Origin of the sequence: Mucilaginibacter mali, from assembly GCF_013283875.1 — a bacterium.
Taxonomy (GTDB): Bacteria; Bacteroidota; Bacteroidia; order Sphingobacteriales; family Sphingobacteriaceae; genus Mucilaginibacter; species Mucilaginibacter mali.
On record NZ_CP054139.1, the window covers coordinates 4,361,890 to 4,382,758 of the forward strand.

Sequence of the window (20,869 nt, forward strand, 5' to 3'; positions counted from 1 at the left end):
CCCACATGGCCAGATTAAATTTATTAGAAGAGACGCGGTACGAGAAATTAGCAGTTACCGTATATCCCGATCAGCAAACCGCATCAAAACAGGTAGCAAAGCGTATTGCCGATGTGATCCGCAAAAAACAGGAATCGCACGAGAAAGCCGTATTAGGCCTTGCCACCGGCGTAACCCCAATTGGTGTTTACAACGAACTGGTGCGCATGCACAAAGAGGACGGATTAAGTTTTAAGAACGTGATCACCTTTAACCTTGACGAGTACTACCCCATGAAGCCCGACGCGGCCCAAAGCTACGTTACCTTTATGTACGAGAATTTATTCAGCCATATCGATATCGAAAAGCAGAACGTCCACATTCCCGATGGTACTTTAGCTATTGATGACGTGGCCGCCTGGTGTTTGGAATATGAAAAGCAGATAGAAGCTTTAGGGGGATTAGACCTGCAGATACTGGGTATCGGCCGTACCGGCCACATCGGTTTTAACGAACCTGGCTCGGCGCCCAACTCGGGTACAAGGCTGGTTACTTTAGATGACCTGACCCGCCTGGATGCCGCCCGCGATTTTGGTGGTAAGGCCAACGTGCCTGCCAAAGCCATTACTATGGGCGTAGGCACCATCTTCCGCGCCCGCGAAATTATCCTGATGGCCTGGAGCAAAAAGAAAGCCCCGATCATTAAAAAAGCCATCGAAGGCGATATCTCGGGCGATGTACCTGCCACCTACCTGCAATTATCGGATAACGTGGAGTTTGTGCTCGACCAGGATGCCGCCAGCGATCTGACCCGCTTTGATACCCCATGGCTGGTAAAGGATTGCGTGTGGAATAACACACTGAAGAAGAAGGCGGTGATATGGCTGGCTACCGAGCTAAAAAAACCGGTACTGAAACTAACGGAAGAAGATTATAACAGCCATGGGATGGCGCAACTGGCCACCGAACAAGGCCCGGTTTATAACATCAACATTGATATTTTTAACCAGATACAGCATACCATTACCGGCTGGCCGGGCGGCAAACCCGATTCGGACGATAGCCAGCGCCCCGAGCGCGCCAATCCGGCGAAGAAACGTTCCATCATCTTCTCGCCACACCCGGATGATGATGTGATATCGATGGGCGGCACCTTTATCCGTTTGGTTGATCAGGGGCACGATGTGCATGTAGCTTACCAAACATCGGGCAACACAGCCGTTTGGGACGATGATGTGCTGCGCTATATGGAATTCGCCATCGATTTTAATACCAGCATTAAGGCCGATCAAAAAGAAACCGACAGGCTGAAGGGCATATACGATGATATGCGCAAATTCATCGACACCAAACAGCCTAATCAGATCGATACGCCCGAGATACGCGATGTAAAAGGCTTTATCCGTAAAAGCGAAGCCATCAGCGGCGCGCGCTACGCCGGTTTGCAGGACGATCATATCCACTTTATGGCCCTGCCTTTTTACGAGACCGGCAAAACCAAAAAGAATTCGGTTGGCGAGGAGGATATTAAACTGACCATGGATCTGCTGCAGCAGGTAAAGCCCCAGCAAGTATTTGCCGCCGGCGATTTTGCCGATCCGCATGGTACGCACATCGTTTGTTTCAAGATCATTTTAGAAGCCCTAACCCGCCTGAAGAAAACCGAAGACTGGGTGAAGGATTGCTGGCTATGGTTGTACCGCGGCGCATGGCACGAATTCCCGACCTACGAAATTGAGATGGCCGTTCCGCTTTCGCCGCAGGAAGTAGTACGCAAGCGCAACGCGATATTCAAACACCAGTCGCAAAAAGACAGGCCGGTATTCCCGGGCGATGACGCGCGTGAGTTTTGGGTACGTGCCGAAGACCGAAACCGCGAAACCGCCAAACGCTACGATGACCTTGGCCTTGCCGAGTATGAAGCGATGGAGGCTTTTGTGAGGTATCATTATTAGAACTTAGCATAACCGCATAGACTCACCCCGACGGTGCTACGCTGGTCGGCCCTCTCTTCGCTGCGCGGAAAGAGGGCAAGAGCAGTATCGGATAAACCCATTCCCTCTTTTTCCAAAGGAAAGAGAGGGTAGTCGGGCGAAGCAACGACCGGGTGAGTTTAATGGGCGCGCACATCTTAAAGTATAACATAACAATGAACCTGCATCCCTGGATACAGCTTTTTACCGAGCAGATACAACAAACCACTTTTTGGGAATGGGCCGCAGTGATATTAAGTGTAGCCGAAGTGCTGCTGGCCAAAAAAAATAATATCCTGCTTTATCCCACCGGTATTGCAAGTACGTTGCTGGGTATTTATGTGCTGCTGATAGCCGGTTTGTATGCCGAATCGGCGTTGAATGGATACTACCTGGTGATGAGCATTTACGGTTGGTACCATTGGGTTAAGAAGCGCGATGAGCCACCGGTAAAGGTAAGCTGGTGCACCCGGCGCGAATGGGTGATCACCCTGCTCATCAGTTTTGCAGGCTGGGCGATCTTATACGTGTTGCTGAAAAACTTCACCACATCCAACGTCCCCCTTTGGGACTCGTGGGTATCGTCAACCGCCTGGGCGGGCATGTGGCTGCTGGCCCGTCGTAAAATAGAGAACTGGCTATTACTCAATTTATCAAACCTGTTTGCTATCCCGCTGTTGTTCTATAAAAAATTGCCCTTGTTTGGGCTGCTCACAATTTTCCTGTTTATCATCGCCATTGCCGGTTTTTACGAGTGGTGGCAGATCTGGAAAAAAGATAAGGCTGATAGAGAAGCCTCCCCCCTCGGGGGAGATTTAGAGGGGGTGAACCAATGAACGCTCCGCACCCGTCTACCTTTATTAATGCTAACGATGTAACCATGATCCGCGATAACGCCGCGGCTGCCGAAACTTTAGGTCATTTACACCCGGCACAACTGGAACTGGTTTATCGCCTGCAATGGTTTAAACTGTTGGTACCCGGAGCGTATGGCGGCCTGGAGCTCTCTCTGCCTAATTTAGTGCGCCTGCAGGAAGCCATCAGTTGGGCCGATGGCAGCGTAGGCTGGGTAATGACGCTTTGTTGTGGCGCGGGATGGTTCGGGGGCTTTATGCAGCCCAAGACCGCTAAAACTATTTTTGGCGATCCGCAGGTTTGCCTGGCCGGCAGCGGCGCGGTAACCGGCGATGCCGAACTGACCGAAAGCGGATATCATCTAACCGGCACATGGAACTACGCCAGCGGCGCCGATCATGCCACTTATTTTACCGCCAACTGCGCTATCAAAAAAAATGGCGAAGCTGTAATTGGCGATGATGGCCAGCCATTGGTACTGCCCTTTGTTATCCCCAAAAAAGATGTAGCCCTGTTACCTACCTGGAAATATGTAGGGATGGTAGCTACCGGCAGTCATTCGTTCCGGATAGATCAGGCTTTGCTGCCTGCCGATAACAGCTTCCGCATCGACCCTGCCCATGCAATGGTAGATGGCGCTTTATATCAATATCCCTTCCTGCAACTGGCCGAGGCTACGCTGGCGGTGAACCTATCGGGCATGGCTATTCATTTTACCGATCTGTGCCGCGATATTTTTGATAAGAAAGTTAAGCAGCCTAAAATAACACCAGCCCATGCGGCGCAGATGAATACCGAACTGGCATCGGGAGTAGCCGGTCTGCAATCGGCCCGTGAAGAATTATTCAGCGCCGTTGATGCATCGTGGGAACAACCCGGCGAAGCCCAGCTAAAAGCAGTAAGCAAAACCAGCCGGGCTTTAGCTATCCTATCGCGCAAGGTGGTTGATAACCTGTTTATTTATTGCGGATTGATGGCCGCTGCCCCCGATACCGAAATTAACCGCGTTTGGCGCGATATCCATACGGCGGGGCAACATGCTTTGCTGACGTTTGCGGAGTAGAAACTTTAACCACAGAGAGCACAGAGGTTTGCACAGAGAACACAGAGATTTTCTAACTGTATATAATCATTTTTAAGGCTTTGTTTAATAGGAAAATAGTTTGAACAAGCAAGGCTCCGTGTCCTCTGTGCAAACCTCTGTGCTCTCTGTGGTTAATACATTCATTACTCTCCCTCCATTACCACATATCACTAAATTGATAATACAATTGAATAAACCGCTACTCAGCATAATCGCTTTATCCCATTTTTTCATTTGTTTTGAATTTAGTTTACATCCCTACAGATCAAAATAATCAAATGGAAGAATTCTCTTTAAAAGATAAAGTAATTGTAGTTACCGGCGGTACCGGCATTTTGGGCGAAGCTTTTATCAACGGCATTGTTAAGGCTGGTGGCGCGGTTGGTATTTTGGGCCGTAACGCGCAAAAGGCGCAGGAGCGAGCCGATGCCATTAATGCAGCCGGTGGCAAAGCCATCGCTTTAGTTGCCGATGTATTGAACGAAGAACAGGTTATTGCCGCTAAAGATAAAATGCTGGCCGAATTTGGTCGCATTGATGGTTTGGTGAACGGCGCCGGTGGTAATATGCCGGGCGGTATCGTTCAGCCGGATGCGGATGTGTTTAAGCTGGACATGAACGGCCTGCGCCAGGTAATGGACCTTAACCTTTGGGGTACCCTGATCCCTACCCAGGTATTTGGCGAGGCGATGGTACAGAGCGGCAAAGGTAGTATTGTAAATATCTCCAGCATGGCATCGCAAAGGGTAATTACCAAAGTGCTGGGCTATACCATGGCCAAAACAGCTATCGATTCGTATACCAAATGGTTTTCGGTAGAGATGGCCAACCGCCACGGCGATAAGCTGCGCATGAACGCCATCGCTCCCGGCTTTTTCCTTACCGAGCAAAACCGTACCCTGCTTACCCAGCCCGATGGTAGCTATACCGATCGCGGCAACCTGGTGTTAAAACATACGCCATTTAAACGCTTCGGCGAGCCGGATGAACTGATCGGCGCGCTGCTGTGGCTATTAAGTGATGCCTCTAAGTTTGTAACCGGCACGGTTGTGAATGTTGATGGCGGCTTCGCCGTTTGCAGCGGCGTTTAACGCTTAATCGTCATTGGAGCGTAGCGAAGGATCCTCGATTTGCAGGCCAGTCATGCATAGCCGGGGATGCTTCACTCCGTTCAGCATGACGGATATTTTATACAAAAGGAGCGCTTTACATCAACTGATGTGAAGCGCTCCTTTTGTATTTTATCATTTTAAAACTTATTCTTCCACATCATACTCTCTACTGGCCGCGTGGTAGGGTTATTGTACTTGGCGTTGTCTTTAGTGTTGTACAGGGTTTCGATATCGCCGTCCACCACAAAATAGATCAGCTGGCCAATGGGCATGCCGGCATAAATGCGCACGGGCTGCGCGCAGGAGATCTCCAGAGTCCAGGTATTGCAAAAGCCTACATCACCTTTACCGGCTGTTGCGTGGATATCGATACCCAAACGCCCCGTGCTCGATTTACCCTCCAAAAAGGGGATATGCTTATGGGTTTCGGTATATTCAACAGTTACGCCAAGGTACAGGGTGCCGGGTTGCAGCACAAAACCTTCTTTGGGGATCTCGAAGGCATCAACCTCGTTATGCACCTTGGCATCCAGCACACGGTTACGGTAGGTGGCCAGGTGTTTGCCCAAATGTACATCGTACGAATTGCTGCCCAGGCACTCGCGTTTAAAAGGTTCAATAACGATAGTACCTTTGTCTATCTCTTCTAAAATGCGCTTGTCTGACAGTATCATATTCCTTTACTTGGGCCGACTAAATTAAAATTATTTGAAGTATTTTTGTGCTGCTTTTCTAATTAAAATTATGGCCGTAGCATACAGCAGGCAAATAGATGCCGATACCGAATTTGCCCTCTGGAAGATAGAGGAAAATACCGATGAGTTGTATGCGCGCCTGCAGTTAGATAACGACGAAAAAGCCTTTGTTGAACAGCTTCGGCACGGCAAGCGCTTCCTGCACTGGCTGGCCACAAGGGTGTTGCTGCGTACGATGCTGCGCACCGACGAATTTATCGACTGCAAGATAGACGCCCATGGCAAACCCTATCTGGTTAATTTGCCCTACCATATTTCGCTTAGTCACTCGTTTGATTATGCTGCGGTAATGATCAGCAAGCGCGGGCCGGTTGGTATCGATATTGAGCAGATGCAGCAAAAGGTAGAGCGCATTGCCCCCCGATTCCTGAATAAGACCGAACTGGCATCTATACCAAAGGATAAGAATTACGTGAATAGCTTGTATGCGTGCTGGTGCGCCAAGGAGGCCATTTATAAATGCAACGGTGAAAAGGAAGTGTCATTCAGGGATAACATCAGCCTGCAACCCTTTGCTTACGGACAGGAGGGCAACATACAAGCACAGTTAAGCAAGGGCGATAAGAATTTAAACTATACCGTGCAATATTTGCAATACCAGGATTATATGGTGGGTTACGTAAAGGGTGAATGAATAATATGAAGAACAAACAAGTATTTTTCCAGGATTGGGGTTTGATAGATTACCAGGACGGCTGGAACCGGCAGGAAGCCCTTTTTGCCGATACCGTGAAGCAAAAGATAGAGCTGCGCCAAAAGCAGGTAGCCATGGCTGATGCCAGCGCCGGCCATACTTACGAGCATTGTGTTGCCGAAGAAATCCCTAACTACCTTGTCTTCTGTGAGCATCCGCATGTATACACTTTAGGCAAAAGCGGTCGCCCCGAAAATTTATTGTTGGATGAGCAGGGCTTGAAGGAAAAAAAGGCCACCTATTACCATATTAACCGCGGCGGCGATATCACCTATCATGGTCCGGGGCAAATAGTCGGCTACCCGATACTGGATCTGGAGAATTTTTTTACCGATATACACCTGTACCTGCGCACGCTGGAGGAAGCTGTGATATTAACCCTTGCCGATTATGGTTTGCAAGCCGGCCGCTATCCGGGCTATACCGGTGTTTGGTTTGATGCCGATAATGCCCGTGCCCGCAAAATTTGCGCATTGGGTGTGCGTTGCAGTCGCTGGGTAACCATGCACGGCTTTGCCTTTAATGTTAATGCAGACCTCGACTACTTTAAAAACATCGTGCCCTGCGGCATCGACGATAAAGCGGTAACATCACTGCAGGCCGAACTGGGTCGCGAGGTTGATATGGAAGAAGTTAAACAAATCCTTAGGCACCATATTTCCGTACTTTTCGGTATGGAGATGGTAGAATGAAGACGTTAACACTATTTTTATTGGGGATAGGCAGCCTGTTTGCCTGTTCAAAAACGGTATCGCCTGTAACGGCCGATGCCACGGTAACCACAAGCACACCAAGCACTATGCCTGCCACCACACCAAAAGCTATCAGCTACCTTGCCCTGGGCGATTCGTACACCATCGGTCAATCGGTAGAACAAAAGGATTCGTTCCCTTACCAGTTGAGCACGCGCCTCAATATCCAGTCGCCAAGCATTATTGCCCAAACCGGGTGGACGGCCGATAACCTGATTGCCGCTATTGATGGTAGCAGCGTTAAAAGCAATACTTACGATATGGTAACCCTGCTCATTGGCGTGAACGACCAATACCAGGGCCTGAGCCAAACCAACTACCGCACCAAATTTGTGCAGTTATTAAATACCGCCATTGCCTTTGCCAAAGGCAACAAAGCCCATGTAATTGTAGTATCCATCCCCGATTACGGCGTTACCCCATTCGCCAACGGCGCCGGTGCTACCATCGGCCCGCTGATTGATCAGTTTAACGCTATTAATAAAGAAGAGACTGACAAACAGGGAATAAGCTATGTGAATATCACCCCCATATCTAAACAGGCAGCTACCGACAAATCGTTGATCGCAGTAGATGGCTTGCATCCATCAGGTAGTATGTATGCCCTTTGGGTGAATATGATTGCGCCGGTAGCGGTTAAGCAGTTGGAGTTATAGGGGCGCGATAATAACCCATTGTCATTGCGAGCGATAGCGCGGCAATCCCATAGGACAAGCAACGAGGACCTGCCTATGGGATTGCCACGTCGCTATCGCTCCTCGCAATGACAAGTTTTACTAAAAGCCTACCCCTTCGCCCCGGCCGCAATCTCCGTTATCGCCTTCACCAACTTATCCATATCGGCAATAGTAGTATACACATGCGGCGTAATGCGCACGCATTTAATATTCTCGATAACGATAGATGTGGTATGAATCTTATACTTGCCAAATAGCGCATTGTCAACCTCCTGTGGTGTCATGCCATCAATAGAAACCCCGCAAATTGCGCAGGAATATTCGGGTTTTAGCGAGGTGTGCAGGCGCACTTTGGGAACCTTTTGTACACGGCTGGCCCAGTAGTTCTTCAGGTAACGGATGCGTTCTTCCTTTCGTTTGCTGCCAATGGCATTATGGAAATTGACGGCTTCGCCAATACCCTGCTCTATCGGGAAACTTCGGGTACCGATGTTTTCGAACTTACGGATGTCGGCGCTTTGCGGGTTATCATCGCACAGCAAGGTCCACACCTTGGCTATCTTCTCCTTTTTTATCCACATCATCCCGCTGCCGATGGGCGCTGAAAGGAACTTATGCAAACTGGTGCCAAAGTAATCGCAATTGAGATCGGGGATCTTAAAATCAAGCAGACCGAACGAATGCGCGCCATCCACAATAACCTCTATGCCTCGAACATGCGCCATATCGCAGATCTTGCGCACCGGCATAATTTGCCCCACCCAGTTGATGACATGGGTAACGTGGATCAGTTTGGTTTTTGGGGTGATGGCATCGGCATAAGCCTTTACAATTTGCTCGTCGTTTTCTATAGGGAAATCGAAGCTTAATTGTTTGTATACAATGCCCTCGCGTGCCTGGCGTTGCAGGTAGGCTTGCCGCATGTGCGGGTAATCCTGCCGGGTGCCGATCACCTCGTCGCCCTTTTTCAGGTCGAGGCCGTAGATAATGGTATTTAACGCCTCGGTGGCGTTGCGGTTAACGGCAATCTCTTCGGGCGATGAACCGGCCAGCAGGGCCAGCTTTTCGCGCAGGGGTTCGCGGCCCTGATCGAGGATGCGCCACATGTAGTAGGATGGGCCCTGGTTTGATAGTTGATTGTAACGCTCAACCGCCTCCTGTACCACAATGGGCGATGGCGACACCCCGCCATTGTTCAATATCATGATATTAGTGCTGGCGCTGTAGGCCCGCTGAATAATGGCCCAATAATCCTCATCTTGTGCTATTTGTTGTGGCGTAAGATTGCTTATGCGGGCCTCGGCCTTGCGCCACTCTTCGGCATGCGCCTGGTTAAACAAACTGGTGGCCGAAAACGCGCCGGTAAGCACGGCGGCCTGTTTCAGGAACGATCGTCGGTTATTGGTCATAAACGAATTTAGGGGAATGTTTTGAGGGATGCAAGTGTTTTAGACTCACCCCGGCTACCACAACTGGCTTCAGTTTGTAACTGAAGCCTATGGATAAGAGAAAGTCTGCGACTTTCGTTATACAGCCAAGTTATAAACTTGCCCTCATCCGTAAGCTTCAGTTACAAACTGAAGCCTGTGCGGGGATCGGGTGAGTATAAACTTCTTTAATCAAAAACCGCGCAACCCGATGTGCCAAAATCACATTTATGTTAAATGGTTATTAAATGGCATAAATAACTAATAAATTAGGCTCAGGAATTAAAACTATAGCAACATGACCCTAAAACTTACTAAACAATTAATGCTGTGCGCCTTTGTGCTTTTAAGTGCGCTGAGCGTTTCGGCGCAGACCCAGCCGCGGCTGCAACCCGGCTATTTTTGGAAAAAACTTCCCAACGGACTGGAAGTTGTGGTGATAGAAAACCATAAAGTGCCCCTTGCAACCATTGAAATTGCCGTGAAGAACGGCGCCTATACCGAGGGCCCGGAATACAGCGGCCTCTCGCACCTGTTCGAGCACATGTTCTTTAAAGCTAATAAGGATTTCCCTACGCAGGAGAAGTTGCTGCACCGTATACAGGAACTTGGCGCTATTTTTAATGGCACTACCGATGTGGAGCGGGTGAACTATTTCTTCACTTTTAATGCAGATAGCTTAAAAGGTGGCCTTAACTTTCTAAACTCCTGTATCCGTTTCCCGATATACCGTGCTGAAGATATGGCTAAGGAACGCCCGGTGGTTGACGGCGAGTTTCAGCGCGCGGAGAGCGACCCGGGCTTTTTGTTAAGCTACGAAACCAGCAAATACCTGTGGGGCGACCAGATCACCCGTAAAAATGCCATCGGTATTCACGAGATCATCAACACGGCTACGCCCGAAAAGATGATGATCATTAAAGATAAATACTACTATCCAAACAACAGCCTGCTAACTATCTGCGGCGATGTGGAGCATGAAAAAGCCTTTAAACTGGCCGAATCTATCTTTGGCAGCTGGCAGAGCAGCGGTTTCGATCCGCATGTAAAATATCCTATCCCTCCATTCGAGCCGGTGAAGAAGAGCGTGGCCTTTGTAAAGGAATCATCCATAGCGCAAACGCCTTACATGAATTTTTCGTGGCAGGGGCCATCTTATGCCAAAGATTCGGCTGCTACTTTAGCTGCCGATGTGTTTAACCGTATAATGGCGCTTAACTCGTCAAAGTTCCGCCAGGCACTGGTTGATAAAAGATTGGCAGTGAGCGCTGGTGTAAGCTACGGCACTACCCACTATACCGGCGAGATCAGCATGTTTGTGGTACCAAACCCCGAAAAAATGAAGGAATGCTTTGATGAGGTGAACAATCAAATAGCCCAGTGGACCAGCGCCGATTATTTTACCGACGAACAACTAAGCGACGCCATTGCCGCCCTGGTGCGTGCCCAAAGCCGCGCTAAGGAAAAACCGTCGAGCCTGAACAGTCAGCTGAGTTATGCCTGGTGCAGCGAATCGTTTGCTTATGATACCGACCTGGCCGATAATTACAAAAAGGTAACCCGTGCCGATATTAAACGGTATGTGGATACCTACATAGCGGGCAAACCCCTGGTATCGGGCATTATCCTGAAGCCTGAAGTGAACAAGCAATATAATGTGGCATCGTTTTTTGTAGCCAAGTAAAACCTGATCAAAATTAAAAAAAATGAAGAAACGTATGTTCATGCTGTTAATAACAGCATCACTATTCAGCATAAACGAGGTTAACGCGCAACAACAGCAACCGTATGAAATGACCGTAAGCGGCGTAAAGGTAATTGTGCAGCCCAGCGGTAACGATATTGTAGAGATCCAAACTATCCTGAAGGGCGGCGTACAGAACTACCCGGCCAATAAGGCAGGTATAGAAGCTTTAGCAATGACCGGCCTGAGCGAATGCGGAACCCAGAAGCAGGATAAAAACAGCTTTAAAAATAAAATGGATAAGCTAAGCGCGCAGGTAGGCGCCGGCGCTGGTAAGGATTATGCCGTTATCCGGATGAACTGTATTAAAAGCGATTTTGAGAATGTGTGGCCGCTATACGTAGAGGCCATGACCATGCCTAAATACGATGAAAAAGAGTTTGCCCGTATCAAGCAAAACCAGCTGACCGGTATTAAAGCCCAGGAAGCGCAGCCGGATGCCGCTATTGATAACTTTGCCAATAAAATGGCTTTCGAGGGCCGCGATTACGCCGTTAACCCATCGGGCACTGCCGAATCGGTTACGCCGCTGACTGCTGCTGATGTGAAGGCTTACTATGCTAATTTGCTCACCAAATCGCGCATGTATATTATAGTTGTGGCCGATCTGGACCGCATGGATATCGAGAACAAGGTTAAGGGTTTATTGAGCGGCATTAAGCAAGGTTCGCCATTCACGCTGAAGAAATCGTTCTTCAGGGCTTATAAAAACACCTTTTCTACCGATACCCGCGAATTGGCTACCAACTATATTGAGGGGGTAAGCAGCGGCCCGCAACCAGGCGCGCCCGATTTTGACGCGTTCAACATCGCTATGCGTATTTTTTACGATCGCCATTTCCTTGATGTGCGTACCAACAACGGCTTATCTTATGCTCCGCAGGTGCGTTTTGCCGTGGGTGCTACCTCGGTTACCAAGATCAACGTATCAACCACCCAACCCGATAAATATATTGCCGTATTTGATAAACTGGTTGACAAAACCAAATCGGGCGGTTTTACCGAAGATGAGGTGAAGAATATGAAAGCCAGCTACCTGACCGGCGTATACTATCGTAACGAGACCAATACGGCCCAGGCATCGGCCCTGGCCAGCAACGAGTTGCTGTTTAACGATTGGAAACGTACCAATAACCTGGTAGATCATATCAAAAAGTTAACCCCGGCGCAAATCAGCGACGCGTTCCGTAAATACATTGGTAACATTATGTGGGTATACCAGGGCGATCCGAAAAAGGTAACGCCAACCCTGTTCACCAACGGTACCCTGCACAAAGGTGATAACCCTGTGATGCAGTAGTTTCAGTTTGGAGTCTTAAGATTTAAGTCAGAAGTCCCTGGGTTTTTAAAACTCAGGGGCTTTCTTTTTAATGATGTGTTGGTAACGAGAAACCTAATTCGGTGCCCTGGCCAAGCGTGCTTTTAGCCCAGATGTGCCCGCTATGTTTTTCAACCAGGTCCTTACAAAAGAATAGGCCCATACCTGTTCCAACCTCATTTTCGGTACCCGGGAAGCTGTTTACCTTGCTTTTAAAGAGGCTGCTTAGCTGCTCAGAACTCATACCGATGCCTTTATCCTTAATGGTTAAAACCGTAGTGCCATCATCATTCATCTGCCCGGCAATCTCTATAACCGTATCCCTGCCCGAAAACTTAACAGCATTGGTTAAAATATTATGGATAACAATACGGATGGAGTTCGGATCGGCATAAGCCATAACATCGGGAGCGATATTAACCCGCGTGCCGATGTTTTTTTGTTTTAACTGGTCGCCCATGTAAAGTAATTCGGTATTTACCACATCGGGCAAATTAAAAACTTTGATATTATCAGTGGATTGCGATACCTGGCTGTTTACCCAATGCAGCAGGGTATCCAAAAAATCCGAAGTATGATCGAGTTTGTTGACCACATGGGGCACCATTTCCACCAGTTCCTCATGCGTGATGGCATTATCACTCATCAACGCGAACAGTCCCCGTAAAGTGCTGATAGGCGCGCGCAGATCATGCGCTAAAAGCGCTATCAGGCGGTCTTTCAGCGTGTTTAATTCATTTAGGTTTTCGGCCTGTTTATCCAGATCGGTCTTTTGCAGCAGCACGGCCCGGTTACTTTCGGCCAGTAGTTTGTTTATACGCTGTTGCTTACGCCTGCCGCGGTAATAAATAACCACCATGATCAACAAAGCCGCTATAACAAGGGTGCCAATTAAGTTGGTTTGATTTTGTTCGGCTATTTGTTGTTTGTACAGGGCCTCCTTTTTGCGTTGCTGTATAGCGATACCGGCCTGCTTCTTTTTAAAATCAACCTCAAGATTGTAGGATATCAGTTCCTGTACATTTTCATCGTTTTTAAGGCTATCGCTTAGTTGATGATAGGATACCCTCTGATGGTAAGCTTCCTCAAACCGCCCCAGGCCGGCTAAGGCGATACTTAGTTGCAGCGCCGCTTCGGCCTTTAAATTTAACGTGCCGATGCTGTTAGCCACATTTTGGCAAAGCAGGGCATAAATATGCGCGTTCCCGAAATCTTTTTCCTGGTTGTAAACCTGCGCGAAACCCAGGTAGGCATTGGCTTTGTTATATTTTAATTTATGGCGCGATGCCAGCTGCAATGATTGCCTGAGGTAATAAAGCGCCGAATCGGGCTGCCGCTGGTGATATTTGTAAAGCCCCAGGTCGTAATACAAAAGGCTGATGCCCTCCTGGTCCTTCATCCGGTAAAAAATGGCGGCTGCCTTATCAAAATACAGCTTTGCCTTTTCGTAGTTCTTTTGTGCCATTAAGGCTTCCCCTATATTTAACCAGGCAGTGCTGATGCCTTGCGTATCGTTAAGGCGCAGCCAGATGTTTAAAGCGGTATTGGCGTAGCTTAAGGCTTTGGGATAAAGCTCCAGGTGTTGCATCACTACGCCAATGTTGCAATAATTGTCGGCGGCAGACAGTTCGTCTTTATGCTTAATAGAGATAGACAGCGCCTTAAAATAACAATCGAGGGCTTTGGAGTACTCGCCCATATTATCGTAAGTAACGCCGATGATATTATAGCATTCGGCCAGTTTACGCTCGCTGCCTGTTTGCTGGCGGATAGTAAGCGCCGAATCGTAATAGAGGATGGCCTGCTTATAATCGCCCAGGTAATCGCGTACGCTGCCCAGCCCTATGTAGGCTTCGCTACAGCCATACAGATCATGCGTTTGCCTGTACAGGCGCAGGGCCGTATTAAAATTGATGGCAGCGGTTTGATAATCACCCCGGAAACTGTATACATCGGCAATTTGCGAATAGCCATCGGCAAGCCCTTTTTTATAGCCCAGCTGTTTTGACAAACGGATAGCCAGGCCCGAATAATAGAAGGTGCTATCGGGCGATTCTTCGTAATAATCGTTGGCAATATGGTTTAGCCGGTTAATGATAACAGTATCTGCCTTTTGCGATGGGTTATTTAAAAAAGGGGCCACCAGCTTTTTTAAACTGTCGGTTGTATGGTCTGTTTGAAAAGCGAACAGGCTATAACAGATCAAATTGAAAAAAAGGAAAATAAGTAAAACAGGTTTCAATTTGATGGACTAAGTGATGGTTTAACTAAGGTATAATTTATCCGGTATACAAAAAAGTAATAATGAATATCTGTTTGTTTATACGCAGGTATATGCTAAATGGTTTGCCATGGGGGCCAAATACAGGCATTTTGGGTTATTGATCGCTTTGTGGAACCCCGGGCGCCAGTACCGCTTTTTTCCTGTTCTTATTGCCCCAGCGTTGGCCGATGCGGCGGGTAGGTTGGCTATCGCCTAATAGTTTGCCCCAGGGTTTCAGCTCGTCTATCCTGTCGAAGATGATCTTGAGTACCGCTACAAATGGTATCGACAAAAACATACCCGATACACCCCACAACTGGTTGCCCAGTAGCACTACCACAATAGATACCAGCGCATTGATCTGTACTTTTGATGATACGATGCGCGGCACCAAAATATTATTATCGATAAACTGGATAATGGCATAAGCTGCTATTACACCCAGTTGGGTAGTATAGCCATCCTTGGTTACGGTAGCCATCAGCACCGGCAGGGCTATGGCTATAATGCCACCCAGGTAGGGGATAAGGTTAAGGATAGCGCCGATACAACCGATGAGTATGCCATATTTGATGCCCAGCAGCAGCAAAGCCGCCGAGTTCATAGCCGCTACGATCAGCATTTCTATCAGCAGGCCCACAATATAGCTTTGTATGGCGCTTTTGGTTTCGCTTAATACCTCGCCTACTTTGCTCGAGTTTTCTTCGGCAAAAACCTCGTACAGGAAATTAAGGATCAGTGTTTTATAAAACAGCATCAAAAAGATATATACCGGCAACAGGAAGATAATACTGAGTGTGCCCAGTACCGTGCCTACGGTTTTGCCCACCAGCGCTTTGCTGCCGTTTAGCGCTTCTTTAATCATTTGGTCTTGTTTGGCAACTGCCAGGCCAAAAGTGCTCTGCACCCAATTTTTAAGGTCGGTAAACATGGCGGTAAGTTTATCCGTAAGCATAGGGGCCGATTGGCCAAACTGTATCATCTGTGTAGCCAGGAAGTAAAATACCGCGGCAGTAACAACAATAGCGATGAGCATGGAGATAATGATGGCGTAGATCTTTTTGATCTTCAGCTTCTCCAGCCGGCTGCACAACGGGTTAAGTAATATGGCTAAAAAAGCCGCAAAAGCCAGGGGGATCAACACGTCGGCCAGGGTTGAAAATATGAATACGATTAATATCAATCCTAAAAGCACAACCGTACTTTGGACGTAAAAGGGCTGGTCTTTAATTTTTACAGGCATAAGTTTTAGTTAAGGCTACACACAGAAAGAAATAAATTTAATAATTGTTTTGGCGGGGATGTTTTTTGGGCTTGGTGGCAATTTAACCACAAAGTGCACAGAGGGAGAAACACAGAGGGCACAAAGATCTGTCTGGATCCGAATTTATAGAATTTCATAAGTTCTGGTTCAGACACAAAAAAGCCCCGGCATAACCGGGGCTCACTCTATTTTTATATCATTTGCACATCTGCATATACGCACATTTGCACATTAACTCCCCCTTTAGGGGGGCGGGGGGCTAAAGCACATTCCTCCAGCTCACCAGATCGCCGATGATTCGATCCAGCTGATCGGCGGCTACGCGTTCCTGGGCCATACTATCGCGGTGGCGGATGGTTACGGTATTGTCTTCCAGCGTTTGGTGATCAACCGTGATGCAGAACGGTGTGCCGATAGCATCCTGACGGCGGTAGCGCTTGCCAATGGCGTCTTTCTCTTCGTATTGTATGTTGAAGTCAAGCTTCAGTTTATCCATTATCTCGCGGGCCTTTTCGGGCAGACCGTCTTTTTTGGTCAGCGGGAAGATGGCGGCTTTTACCGGGGCCAGGCAAGGGTGCAGGCGCAGCACGGTACGGCTGTCCTGTTTCTCGTCGGTGCTCAGATCTTCCTCTTCGTAAGCATTGATCATAGTCAGCAGGAACATGCGGTCCAAACCTATCGAAGTCTCGATCACGTAAGGCACGTAGTTACCATAAGGTTTGTTGGTGTCAGGATCAACCTCCGGGTCAAAGTATTGCATCTTTTTGCCCGAGAACTGCTGGTGCTGGCTCAGATCGTAATCGGTACGGCTGTGGATACCTTCCACTTCCTTAAAACCAAATGGGAACTCGAACTCGATATCGTAAGCGGCGTCCGCGTAAAAAGCCAGCTTGGTATGCTCGTGGTAGCGGTATTTGGCGGCATCGGTACCCAGGGCCAGGTGCCATTTAAGGCGGGTTTCTTTCCAGGTGTTAAACCATTCCTTTTGCGTGCCGGGGCGCACGAAAAACTGCATCTCCATTTGCTCAAACTCGCGCATGCGGATAATAAACTGGCGGGCAATCACTTCGTTACGGAAGGCTTTACCAATTTGGGCGATACCAAAAGGGATCTTCATACGGCCCGATTTCTGCACGTTCAAAAAGTTAACAAAGATACCCTGGGCCGTTTCCGGGCGCAGGTATATCGTATCCGACTCCTCGGCCACGGCACCAACCTGCGTGCTGAACATCAGGTTAAACTGGCGCACTTCGGTCCAGTTGCCGGTTTTGCTCAGCGGACATTTAATATCGTGCTCGATGATCAGTTCGCGCAGGCGGGGCAGGTTCTCAGCTTTAAGGGCATTGTCCATTTCGGTTTGCAGCAGCTCGGCCTGGTCGGTTTGACCAGCCTCATCGTAAGCGGCTATCTTATCTTCCAGCAGCTGATCGGCGCGGTAGCGTTTTTTGCTGTCTTTGTTATCGATCATCGGGTCGCTAAAGCCATCCACGTGGCCACTGGCTTTCCATATTTTGGGGTGCATAAATATGGCCGAATCTATCCCGACGATATTATCGTGCATTTGCACCATGGCCTTCCACCAGTAAGTTTTGATGTTGTTCTTTAGTTCGGCCCCATTTTGCCCGTAATCGTAAACGGCGCTCAGGCCGTCGTAAATTTCGCTCGATGGAAAAACAAAGCCATACTCCTTGGCATGGGCGATAACATTTTTAAACAGTTCGTCGGTATTTGTACTCATAACGTTGCAAAGATAGTTTTTAGTCCGGAAGTCCGAAAGACCGTAAGTGGTTAATGTCGATTATTTTAGTAGGATTTTTTAGAATGCGCGGATGAATGTCTGAAACAGAATTAAAGAATGAACAGAATTCTGGAAATTCTAAAATTCGGTGAATTCGGGTTCAGACAAAATGACCCAATGACAGCGAAGCGAATGACTAATGACCGAACCTCACGATCTGGAAAAACAAGATCATGCGGTAAAACTGTATGAACGAGAAAAAGCTGCCTGCTATCAGCAAGGCTACAACAATGCTCCAGATAAGATGTGGCTTGTAAAAGCGATTAATGGCAACAGCGGCGTATATACCAACACAAGCCGTGGTTAGCAAGCTGGAAATATTATCAAAATCGGCCGAGTAGCTTATGCGGGTAATGGCATAAAACGGTAGGGTAACAAAATAAAAACTGGCCAGCGCCAATAATAGTATAAAGGCGCAAAAGTGAGTGGCAAAGGTTAAATGTTCCACAAAATATTGCTTCTTCTTAAAAAAGAAAAGGGCAAATATTCCCCCGTATAAAGGGATAAACAGGAAGATCATTTCCTTTGACAATACTTTTATCTTCTCGTTAAAAAGCTGAGTGTATTCGGCTAAAGTGAGATGTTTTTCGGCAAGTAACCCGCCGATTATTTGTTTGGTGTTGTAATTGGTAAAAGGAGTGAAAGTAATATAGTTATAAAGGCTAAGGCTGTACATATTGTGAAAGGCCAATACAAAAAACAGCAAATTCACCACCAAAAAAAACTGGATGGGGCGCATAAAATACACTCGTCGCCCATGGGTGTATTCTAAACTTAGCTGGCCCGGTTTAGTAATAAGCATTTTTACCGTACGGAAAAACTTATTATCAAAGTGCATAAAGCCCTCAAACAATTCTTCGGCAAATTCTTTAAGCGATAATTGCTTCGGATCGAACGATTTTTCGCCGCAGCTTGGGCAAAATTTTTCGGGGTGGCTGTTACCACAGGTTTTACACTCCATTATTTAATGCTGATCAGTTTTAGTTGCTGCAATATAATTAATTGCGGTGAAAAATGCGATGATGGCAATTTAACCACAGAGGTCACAGAGGAAGAAACCACAGAGGACACGGAGCTTTTATAGTTCAATAAACTTGCTCTTTGTGTCAATTTGTGAAAGGTCTCTGTGTTCTCTGTGCAAACCTCCGTGTCCTCTGTGGTTAGATCTTCACAACACCTCTTAACTTTCTCACATCTCATATCTCATATCTCGCATCTAACATCTAAATTTGAGGCCATGAGCATCAGCGTACAGGGATTAACCAAAGTATACGGCAGCCAGAAGGCGGTTGATAACATCAGCTTTACGGCGCAGCCTGGCGTATTGGGCTTTTTGGGGCCTAACGGCGCGGGCAAATCCACCACCATGAAAATGCTGACGGGCTTTGTACCGCAAACGTCGGGTACGGCTACGGTTGCGGGGTTTGATATCAATACCCAGTCGCTGGAGGTGCGCAGCCGCATCGGGTACCTGCCCGAGAACAATCCGCTGTACCTGGATATGTACGTAAAGGAATCGCTGGCATTTATTGCCGGCATCCATGGCATGAAGGAACCTGCCCTACGCATTGCCGAAGTAATTGAACTGACCGGCCTGCAGCCCGAGCAGCATAAAAAGATAGGGCAGCTATCGCGCGGGTACCGCCAAAGGGTAGGCCTGGCGCAGGCCATCCTGCATAATCCCGAAGTACTGATACTGGATGAACCTACATCCGGTCTCGACCCGAACCAGTTGATCGGCATCCGCCAGCTGATCCGTGATTTGGGTAAAACTAAAACCATCATCCTGAGCACCCACATTATGCAGGAGGTAGAAGCGGTTTGTAACCAGGTGATCATTATTAACAAAGGCAAAATAGTAGCCGATGATACGCTTAAAGGATTAACCGATGTGCACAAGGGCCAATCGTTAGAGCAGATTTTTATCAGCCTTACTAATAATTAAGGGATAATAAAATGTTACTTTTAGGGTTGTATTTATTCACAACCGCCTACAATGAAAAAAAGCCTTACCCTGTTTTTATTACTGGCCGCATTGGCTATTACCGCTAACGCCCAAAAAAAGCCGGCTGGCAATTTTTTTAACCTTGCCATACAAGGCGCTATGCCTGTTAGTAACAACGAGTACAATTTTGGTATCGGTATATCCGGTCAGTTCGAGATCCCGGTATCAACAGATGTCCATTTTACAGCTGGGGCAGGATATATCAGTTTGCAAATAAAAGATAGTTTTAAAAAAATACTCTCCGCCGCGGGCGATAACTCCTCGTCGCATGGTTTTATCCCGGTGCAAATCGGTATCAAATATTTTTTATCACAGCAATTTTATGCCGCGGCACAAACCGGCGCGGTACTTGGCAGTAAAAGCGGTACGGGCACGGCCTTTATCTATAGCCCCGGCCTTGGCTGCGTGATACCTGTACAAAACGGCAATGCCTTTGATATTGGTGTACGGTACGAGGGCTGGGCTCAAAGCAATAGCCTTAACTTTATTGGGGTGCATGCCGCTTTTAAATTCGGTTTGTAATATTTTAATTGAAAGAAGACTTTTAAACGGAATAGGGTTTGGAGGCCACCTCTTGTTTATGCAATAAACTGTATTTTTAACCTCATCAATTATCAATACCCGTATATGAAAAAAATAATACTCTCGTTAATGCTGCTGGCGGGCGTTGGCCTAACGGTAAAAGCCCAGGAGTTCCCGCGTACCGCTTTCAGCATAGGCCCCGAACTGGGTTTCCCGTCTAATAGCGTTTACAATATTGGTTACGGCGCATCGGCTAAAATTGAATTTCCGGTTGTGGGCAAGCTTGGCCTTTCATTAACCGGCGGATATAGCCGTTTTCACTATAAAAGCTCGCTTACCGGTGCTTTCGGCGCGCAGGCGCCAAGTTCGTTTATCCCGCTAAAGGCAGGTGTGCGCTATGGCGTTAGCACTGGTCTTTACCTGGAGGCTGAGGGAGGTAATGTCATCGAAACCACCAGCAATTTCACCAACAATAGCCGCAATATGTTCGCGTTTTCTATTGGCCCGGGCTTCCTTTTCCGGATCAGCGAGAAACAAAATATCGATTTGGGTATCCGGTACGAGCAGTGGTCTAAAAACGTGCTGAAACAAACCGCGCTAAGGGTAGCCTACCGCATAGGCTGGTAGATATAAATATATTTAACCAG

At 47.8% G+C, this 20,869-nt stretch carries 18 protein-coding genes; 12 read left to right on the forward strand and 6 right to left on the reverse strand.

Translation table 11 applies throughout. The features are described from left to right. The first annotated feature begins 5 nt into the window (after nt 1-5). From nagB to HQ865_RS18330, 4 genes are all read left to right on the forward strand, one after another. Nucleotides 6-1,934, forward strand: coding sequence for a glucosamine-6-phosphate deaminase (gene nagB / locus HQ865_RS18315; RefSeq protein WP_173416294.1), 1,929 nt, complete (start codon nt 6-8; stop codon nt 1,932-1,934). A gap of 194 nt (nt 1,935-2,128) precedes the next feature. Next, a complete protein-coding gene (pnuC, locus tag HQ865_RS18320) occupies nt 2,129-2,788 on the forward strand; it encodes a nicotinamide riboside transporter PnuC (RefSeq protein ID WP_173416295.1) in 660 nt (219 codons plus the stop codon). After that, on the forward strand, nt 2,785-3,870 hold the full coding sequence (locus tag HQ865_RS18325) for an acyl-CoA dehydrogenase family protein (protein WP_173416296.1): 1,086 nt from the start codon (nt 2,785-2,787) through the stop codon (nt 3,868-3,870). The genes pnuC and HQ865_RS18325 overlap by 4 nt, the downstream gene beginning before the upstream one ends. A 299-nt stretch (nt 3,871-4,169) precedes the next feature. Then, entirely contained in the window at nt 4,170-4,982 is an 813-nt protein-coding gene (locus tag HQ865_RS18330) for an SDR family oxidoreductase (RefSeq protein WP_173416297.1), read from the forward strand. Between the two features lie 158 nt (nt 4,983-5,140). Here the strand turns inward: HQ865_RS18330 and dcd are convergent, their stop codons facing one another. Further along, a complete protein-coding gene (gene dcd / locus HQ865_RS18335) occupies nt 5,141-5,677 on the reverse strand; it encodes a dCTP deaminase (protein ID WP_173416298.1) in 537 nt (178 codons plus the stop codon). Between the two features lie 70 nt (nt 5,678-5,747). Between dcd and HQ865_RS18340 the strand changes: the two genes are divergently transcribed. Genes HQ865_RS18340 through HQ865_RS18350 form a run of 3 tightly spaced genes read left to right on the forward strand, consistent with a single transcriptional unit; the run spans nt 5,748 to nt 7,860 of the window. Beyond that, on the forward strand, nt 5,748-6,392 hold the full coding sequence (locus HQ865_RS18340; protein ID WP_173416299.1) for a 4'-phosphopantetheinyl transferase family protein: 645 nt from the start codon (nt 5,748-5,750) through the stop codon (nt 6,390-6,392). 5 nt (nt 6,393-6,397) lie between these two features. Then, nucleotides 6,398-7,144 carry a lipoyl(octanoyl) transferase LipB gene (gene lipB, locus HQ865_RS18345; RefSeq protein ID WP_173416300.1) on the forward strand — a complete coding sequence of 249 codons (747 nt, stop codon included), beginning with the start codon at nt 6,398-6,400 and terminating at the stop codon, nt 7,142-7,144. Then, nucleotides 7,141-7,860 carry an SGNH/GDSL hydrolase family protein gene (locus HQ865_RS18350; RefSeq protein ID WP_173416301.1) on the forward strand — a complete coding sequence of 240 codons (720 nt, stop codon included), beginning with the start codon at nt 7,141-7,143 and terminating at the stop codon, nt 7,858-7,860. Before lipB ends, HQ865_RS18350 begins: the two co-directional genes overlap by 4 nt. Nucleotides 7,861-7,988: 128 nt before the next feature. Here HQ865_RS18350 and HQ865_RS18355 read toward each other — a convergent pair whose 3' ends face one another. After that, the gene (locus HQ865_RS18355) at nt 7,989-9,290 is read right to left on the reverse strand and encodes an aminotransferase class V-fold PLP-dependent enzyme (protein ID WP_173416302.1); all 1,302 of its coding nucleotides are present in this window, start codon (nt 9,288-9,290) and stop codon (nt 7,989-7,991) included. Between the two features lie 316 nt (nt 9,291-9,606). Between HQ865_RS18355 and HQ865_RS18360 the strand changes: the two genes are divergently transcribed. After that, on the forward strand, nt 9,607-10,992 hold the full coding sequence (locus tag HQ865_RS18360) for a M16 family metallopeptidase (protein ID WP_173416303.1): 1,386 nt from the start codon (nt 9,607-9,609) through the stop codon (nt 10,990-10,992). Between the two features lie 22 nt (nt 10,993-11,014). Further along, nucleotides 11,015-12,352 carry a M16 family metallopeptidase gene (locus HQ865_RS18365; protein ID WP_173416304.1) on the forward strand — a complete coding sequence of 446 codons (1,338 nt, stop codon included), beginning with the start codon at nt 11,015-11,017 and terminating at the stop codon, nt 12,350-12,352. Nucleotides 12,353-12,419: 67 nt separating this feature from the next. On the opposite strand, the gene HQ865_RS18370 is transcribed toward HQ865_RS18365, so the two are convergent. The 4 genes from HQ865_RS18370 to HQ865_RS18385 all read right to left on the reverse strand — a co-directional run bounded on the left by HQ865_RS18370 (nt 12,420) and on the right by HQ865_RS18385 (nt 18,656). Beyond that, on the reverse strand, nt 12,420-14,612 hold the full coding sequence (locus HQ865_RS18370) for a tetratricopeptide repeat-containing sensor histidine kinase (RefSeq protein WP_173416305.1): 2,193 nt from the start codon (nt 14,610-14,612) through the stop codon (nt 12,420-12,422). A 136-nt stretch (nt 14,613-14,748) separates the two neighbouring features. Beyond that, nucleotides 14,749-15,876, reverse strand: coding sequence for an AI-2E family transporter (locus HQ865_RS18375; RefSeq protein ID WP_173416306.1), 1,128 nt, complete (start codon nt 15,874-15,876; stop codon nt 14,749-14,751). Nucleotides 15,877-16,156: 280 nt separating this feature from the next. Beyond that, on the reverse strand, nt 16,157-17,635 hold the full coding sequence (locus HQ865_RS18380; protein WP_173416307.1) for a glycine--tRNA ligase: 1,479 nt from the start codon (nt 17,633-17,635) through the stop codon (nt 16,157-16,159). 196 nt (nt 17,636-17,831) lie between these two features. Further along, nucleotides 17,832-18,656, reverse strand: coding sequence for a DUF3667 domain-containing protein (locus tag HQ865_RS18385; protein ID WP_173416308.1), 825 nt, complete (start codon nt 18,654-18,656; stop codon nt 17,832-17,834). A 276-nt stretch (nt 18,657-18,932) separates the two neighbouring features. On the opposite strand from HQ865_RS18385, the gene HQ865_RS18390 reads away from it, so the two are divergent. From HQ865_RS18390 to HQ865_RS18400, 3 genes are all read left to right on the forward strand, one after another. Next, nucleotides 18,933-19,640 (forward strand): ATP-binding cassette domain-containing protein, encoded by a 708-nt coding sequence (locus HQ865_RS18390; RefSeq protein ID WP_173416309.1) that lies wholly within the window; start codon nt 18,933-18,935, stop codon nt 19,638-19,640. Nucleotides 19,641-19,691: 51 nt separating this feature from the next. Further along, nucleotides 19,692-20,222 (forward strand): hypothetical protein, encoded by a 531-nt coding sequence (locus HQ865_RS18395; RefSeq protein ID WP_173416310.1) that lies wholly within the window; start codon nt 19,692-19,694, stop codon nt 20,220-20,222. Between the two features lie 105 nt (nt 20,223-20,327). After that, nucleotides 20,328-20,849, forward strand: coding sequence for an outer membrane beta-barrel protein (locus HQ865_RS18400; protein WP_173416311.1), 522 nt, complete (start codon nt 20,328-20,330; stop codon nt 20,847-20,849). The last annotated feature ends 20 nt before the right edge of the window (nt 20,850-20,869 follow it).

Excerpts from the sequence above, each read along its gene's own strand:
- nagB (WP_173416294.1), top strand. The coding sequence starts at position 6 with ATGGCCAGATTAAATTTATTAGAAGAGACGCGGTACGAGAAATTAGCA.
- HQ865_RS18385 (WP_173416308.1), bottom strand. The coding sequence starts at position 18,656 with ATGGAGTGTAAAACCTGTGGTAACAGCCACCCCGAAAAATTTTGCCCA.
- HQ865_RS18330 (WP_173416297.1), top strand. The coding sequence starts at position 4,170 with ATGGAAGAATTCTCTTTAAAAGATAAAGTAATTGTAGTTACCGGCGGT.
- HQ865_RS18395 (WP_173416310.1), top strand. The coding sequence starts at position 19,692 with ATGAAAAAAAGCCTTACCCTGTTTTTATTACTGGCCGCATTGGCTATT.
- lipB (WP_173416300.1), top strand. The coding sequence starts at position 6,398 with ATGAAGAACAAACAAGTATTTTTCCAGGATTGGGGTTTGATAGATTAC.
- HQ865_RS18365 (WP_173416304.1), top strand. The coding sequence starts at position 11,015 with ATGAAGAAACGTATGTTCATGCTGTTAATAACAGCATCACTATTCAGC.
- HQ865_RS18355 (WP_173416302.1), bottom strand. The coding sequence starts at position 9,290 with ATGACCAATAACCGACGATCGTTCCTGAAACAGGCCGCCGTGCTTACC.
- HQ865_RS18375 (WP_173416306.1), bottom strand. The coding sequence starts at position 15,876 with ATGCCTGTAAAAATTAAAGACCAGCCCTTTTACGTCCAAAGTACGGTT.
- HQ865_RS18380 (WP_173416307.1), bottom strand. The coding sequence starts at position 17,635 with ATGAGTACAAATACCGACGAACTGTTTAAAAATGTTATCGCCCATGCC.
- HQ865_RS18390 (WP_173416309.1), top strand. The coding sequence starts at position 18,933 with ATGAGCATCAGCGTACAGGGATTAACCAAAGTATACGGCAGCCAGAAG.
- HQ865_RS18350 (WP_173416301.1), top strand. The coding sequence starts at position 7,141 with ATGAAGACGTTAACACTATTTTTATTGGGGATAGGCAGCCTGTTTGCC.
- HQ865_RS18325 (WP_173416296.1), top strand. The coding sequence starts at position 2,785 with ATGAACGCTCCGCACCCGTCTACCTTTATTAATGCTAACGATGTAACC.
- HQ865_RS18340 (WP_173416299.1), top strand. The coding sequence starts at position 5,748 with ATGGCCGTAGCATACAGCAGGCAAATAGATGCCGATACCGAATTTGCC.
- HQ865_RS18360 (WP_173416303.1), top strand. The coding sequence starts at position 9,607 with ATGACCCTAAAACTTACTAAACAATTAATGCTGTGCGCCTTTGTGCTT.
- pnuC (WP_173416295.1), top strand. The coding sequence starts at position 2,129 with ATGAACCTGCATCCCTGGATACAGCTTTTTACCGAGCAGATACAACAA.
- dcd (WP_173416298.1), bottom strand. The coding sequence starts at position 5,677 with ATGATACTGTCAGACAAGCGCATTTTAGAAGAGATAGACAAAGGTACT.
- HQ865_RS18400 (WP_173416311.1), top strand. The coding sequence starts at position 20,328 with ATGAAAAAAATAATACTCTCGTTAATGCTGCTGGCGGGCGTTGGCCTA.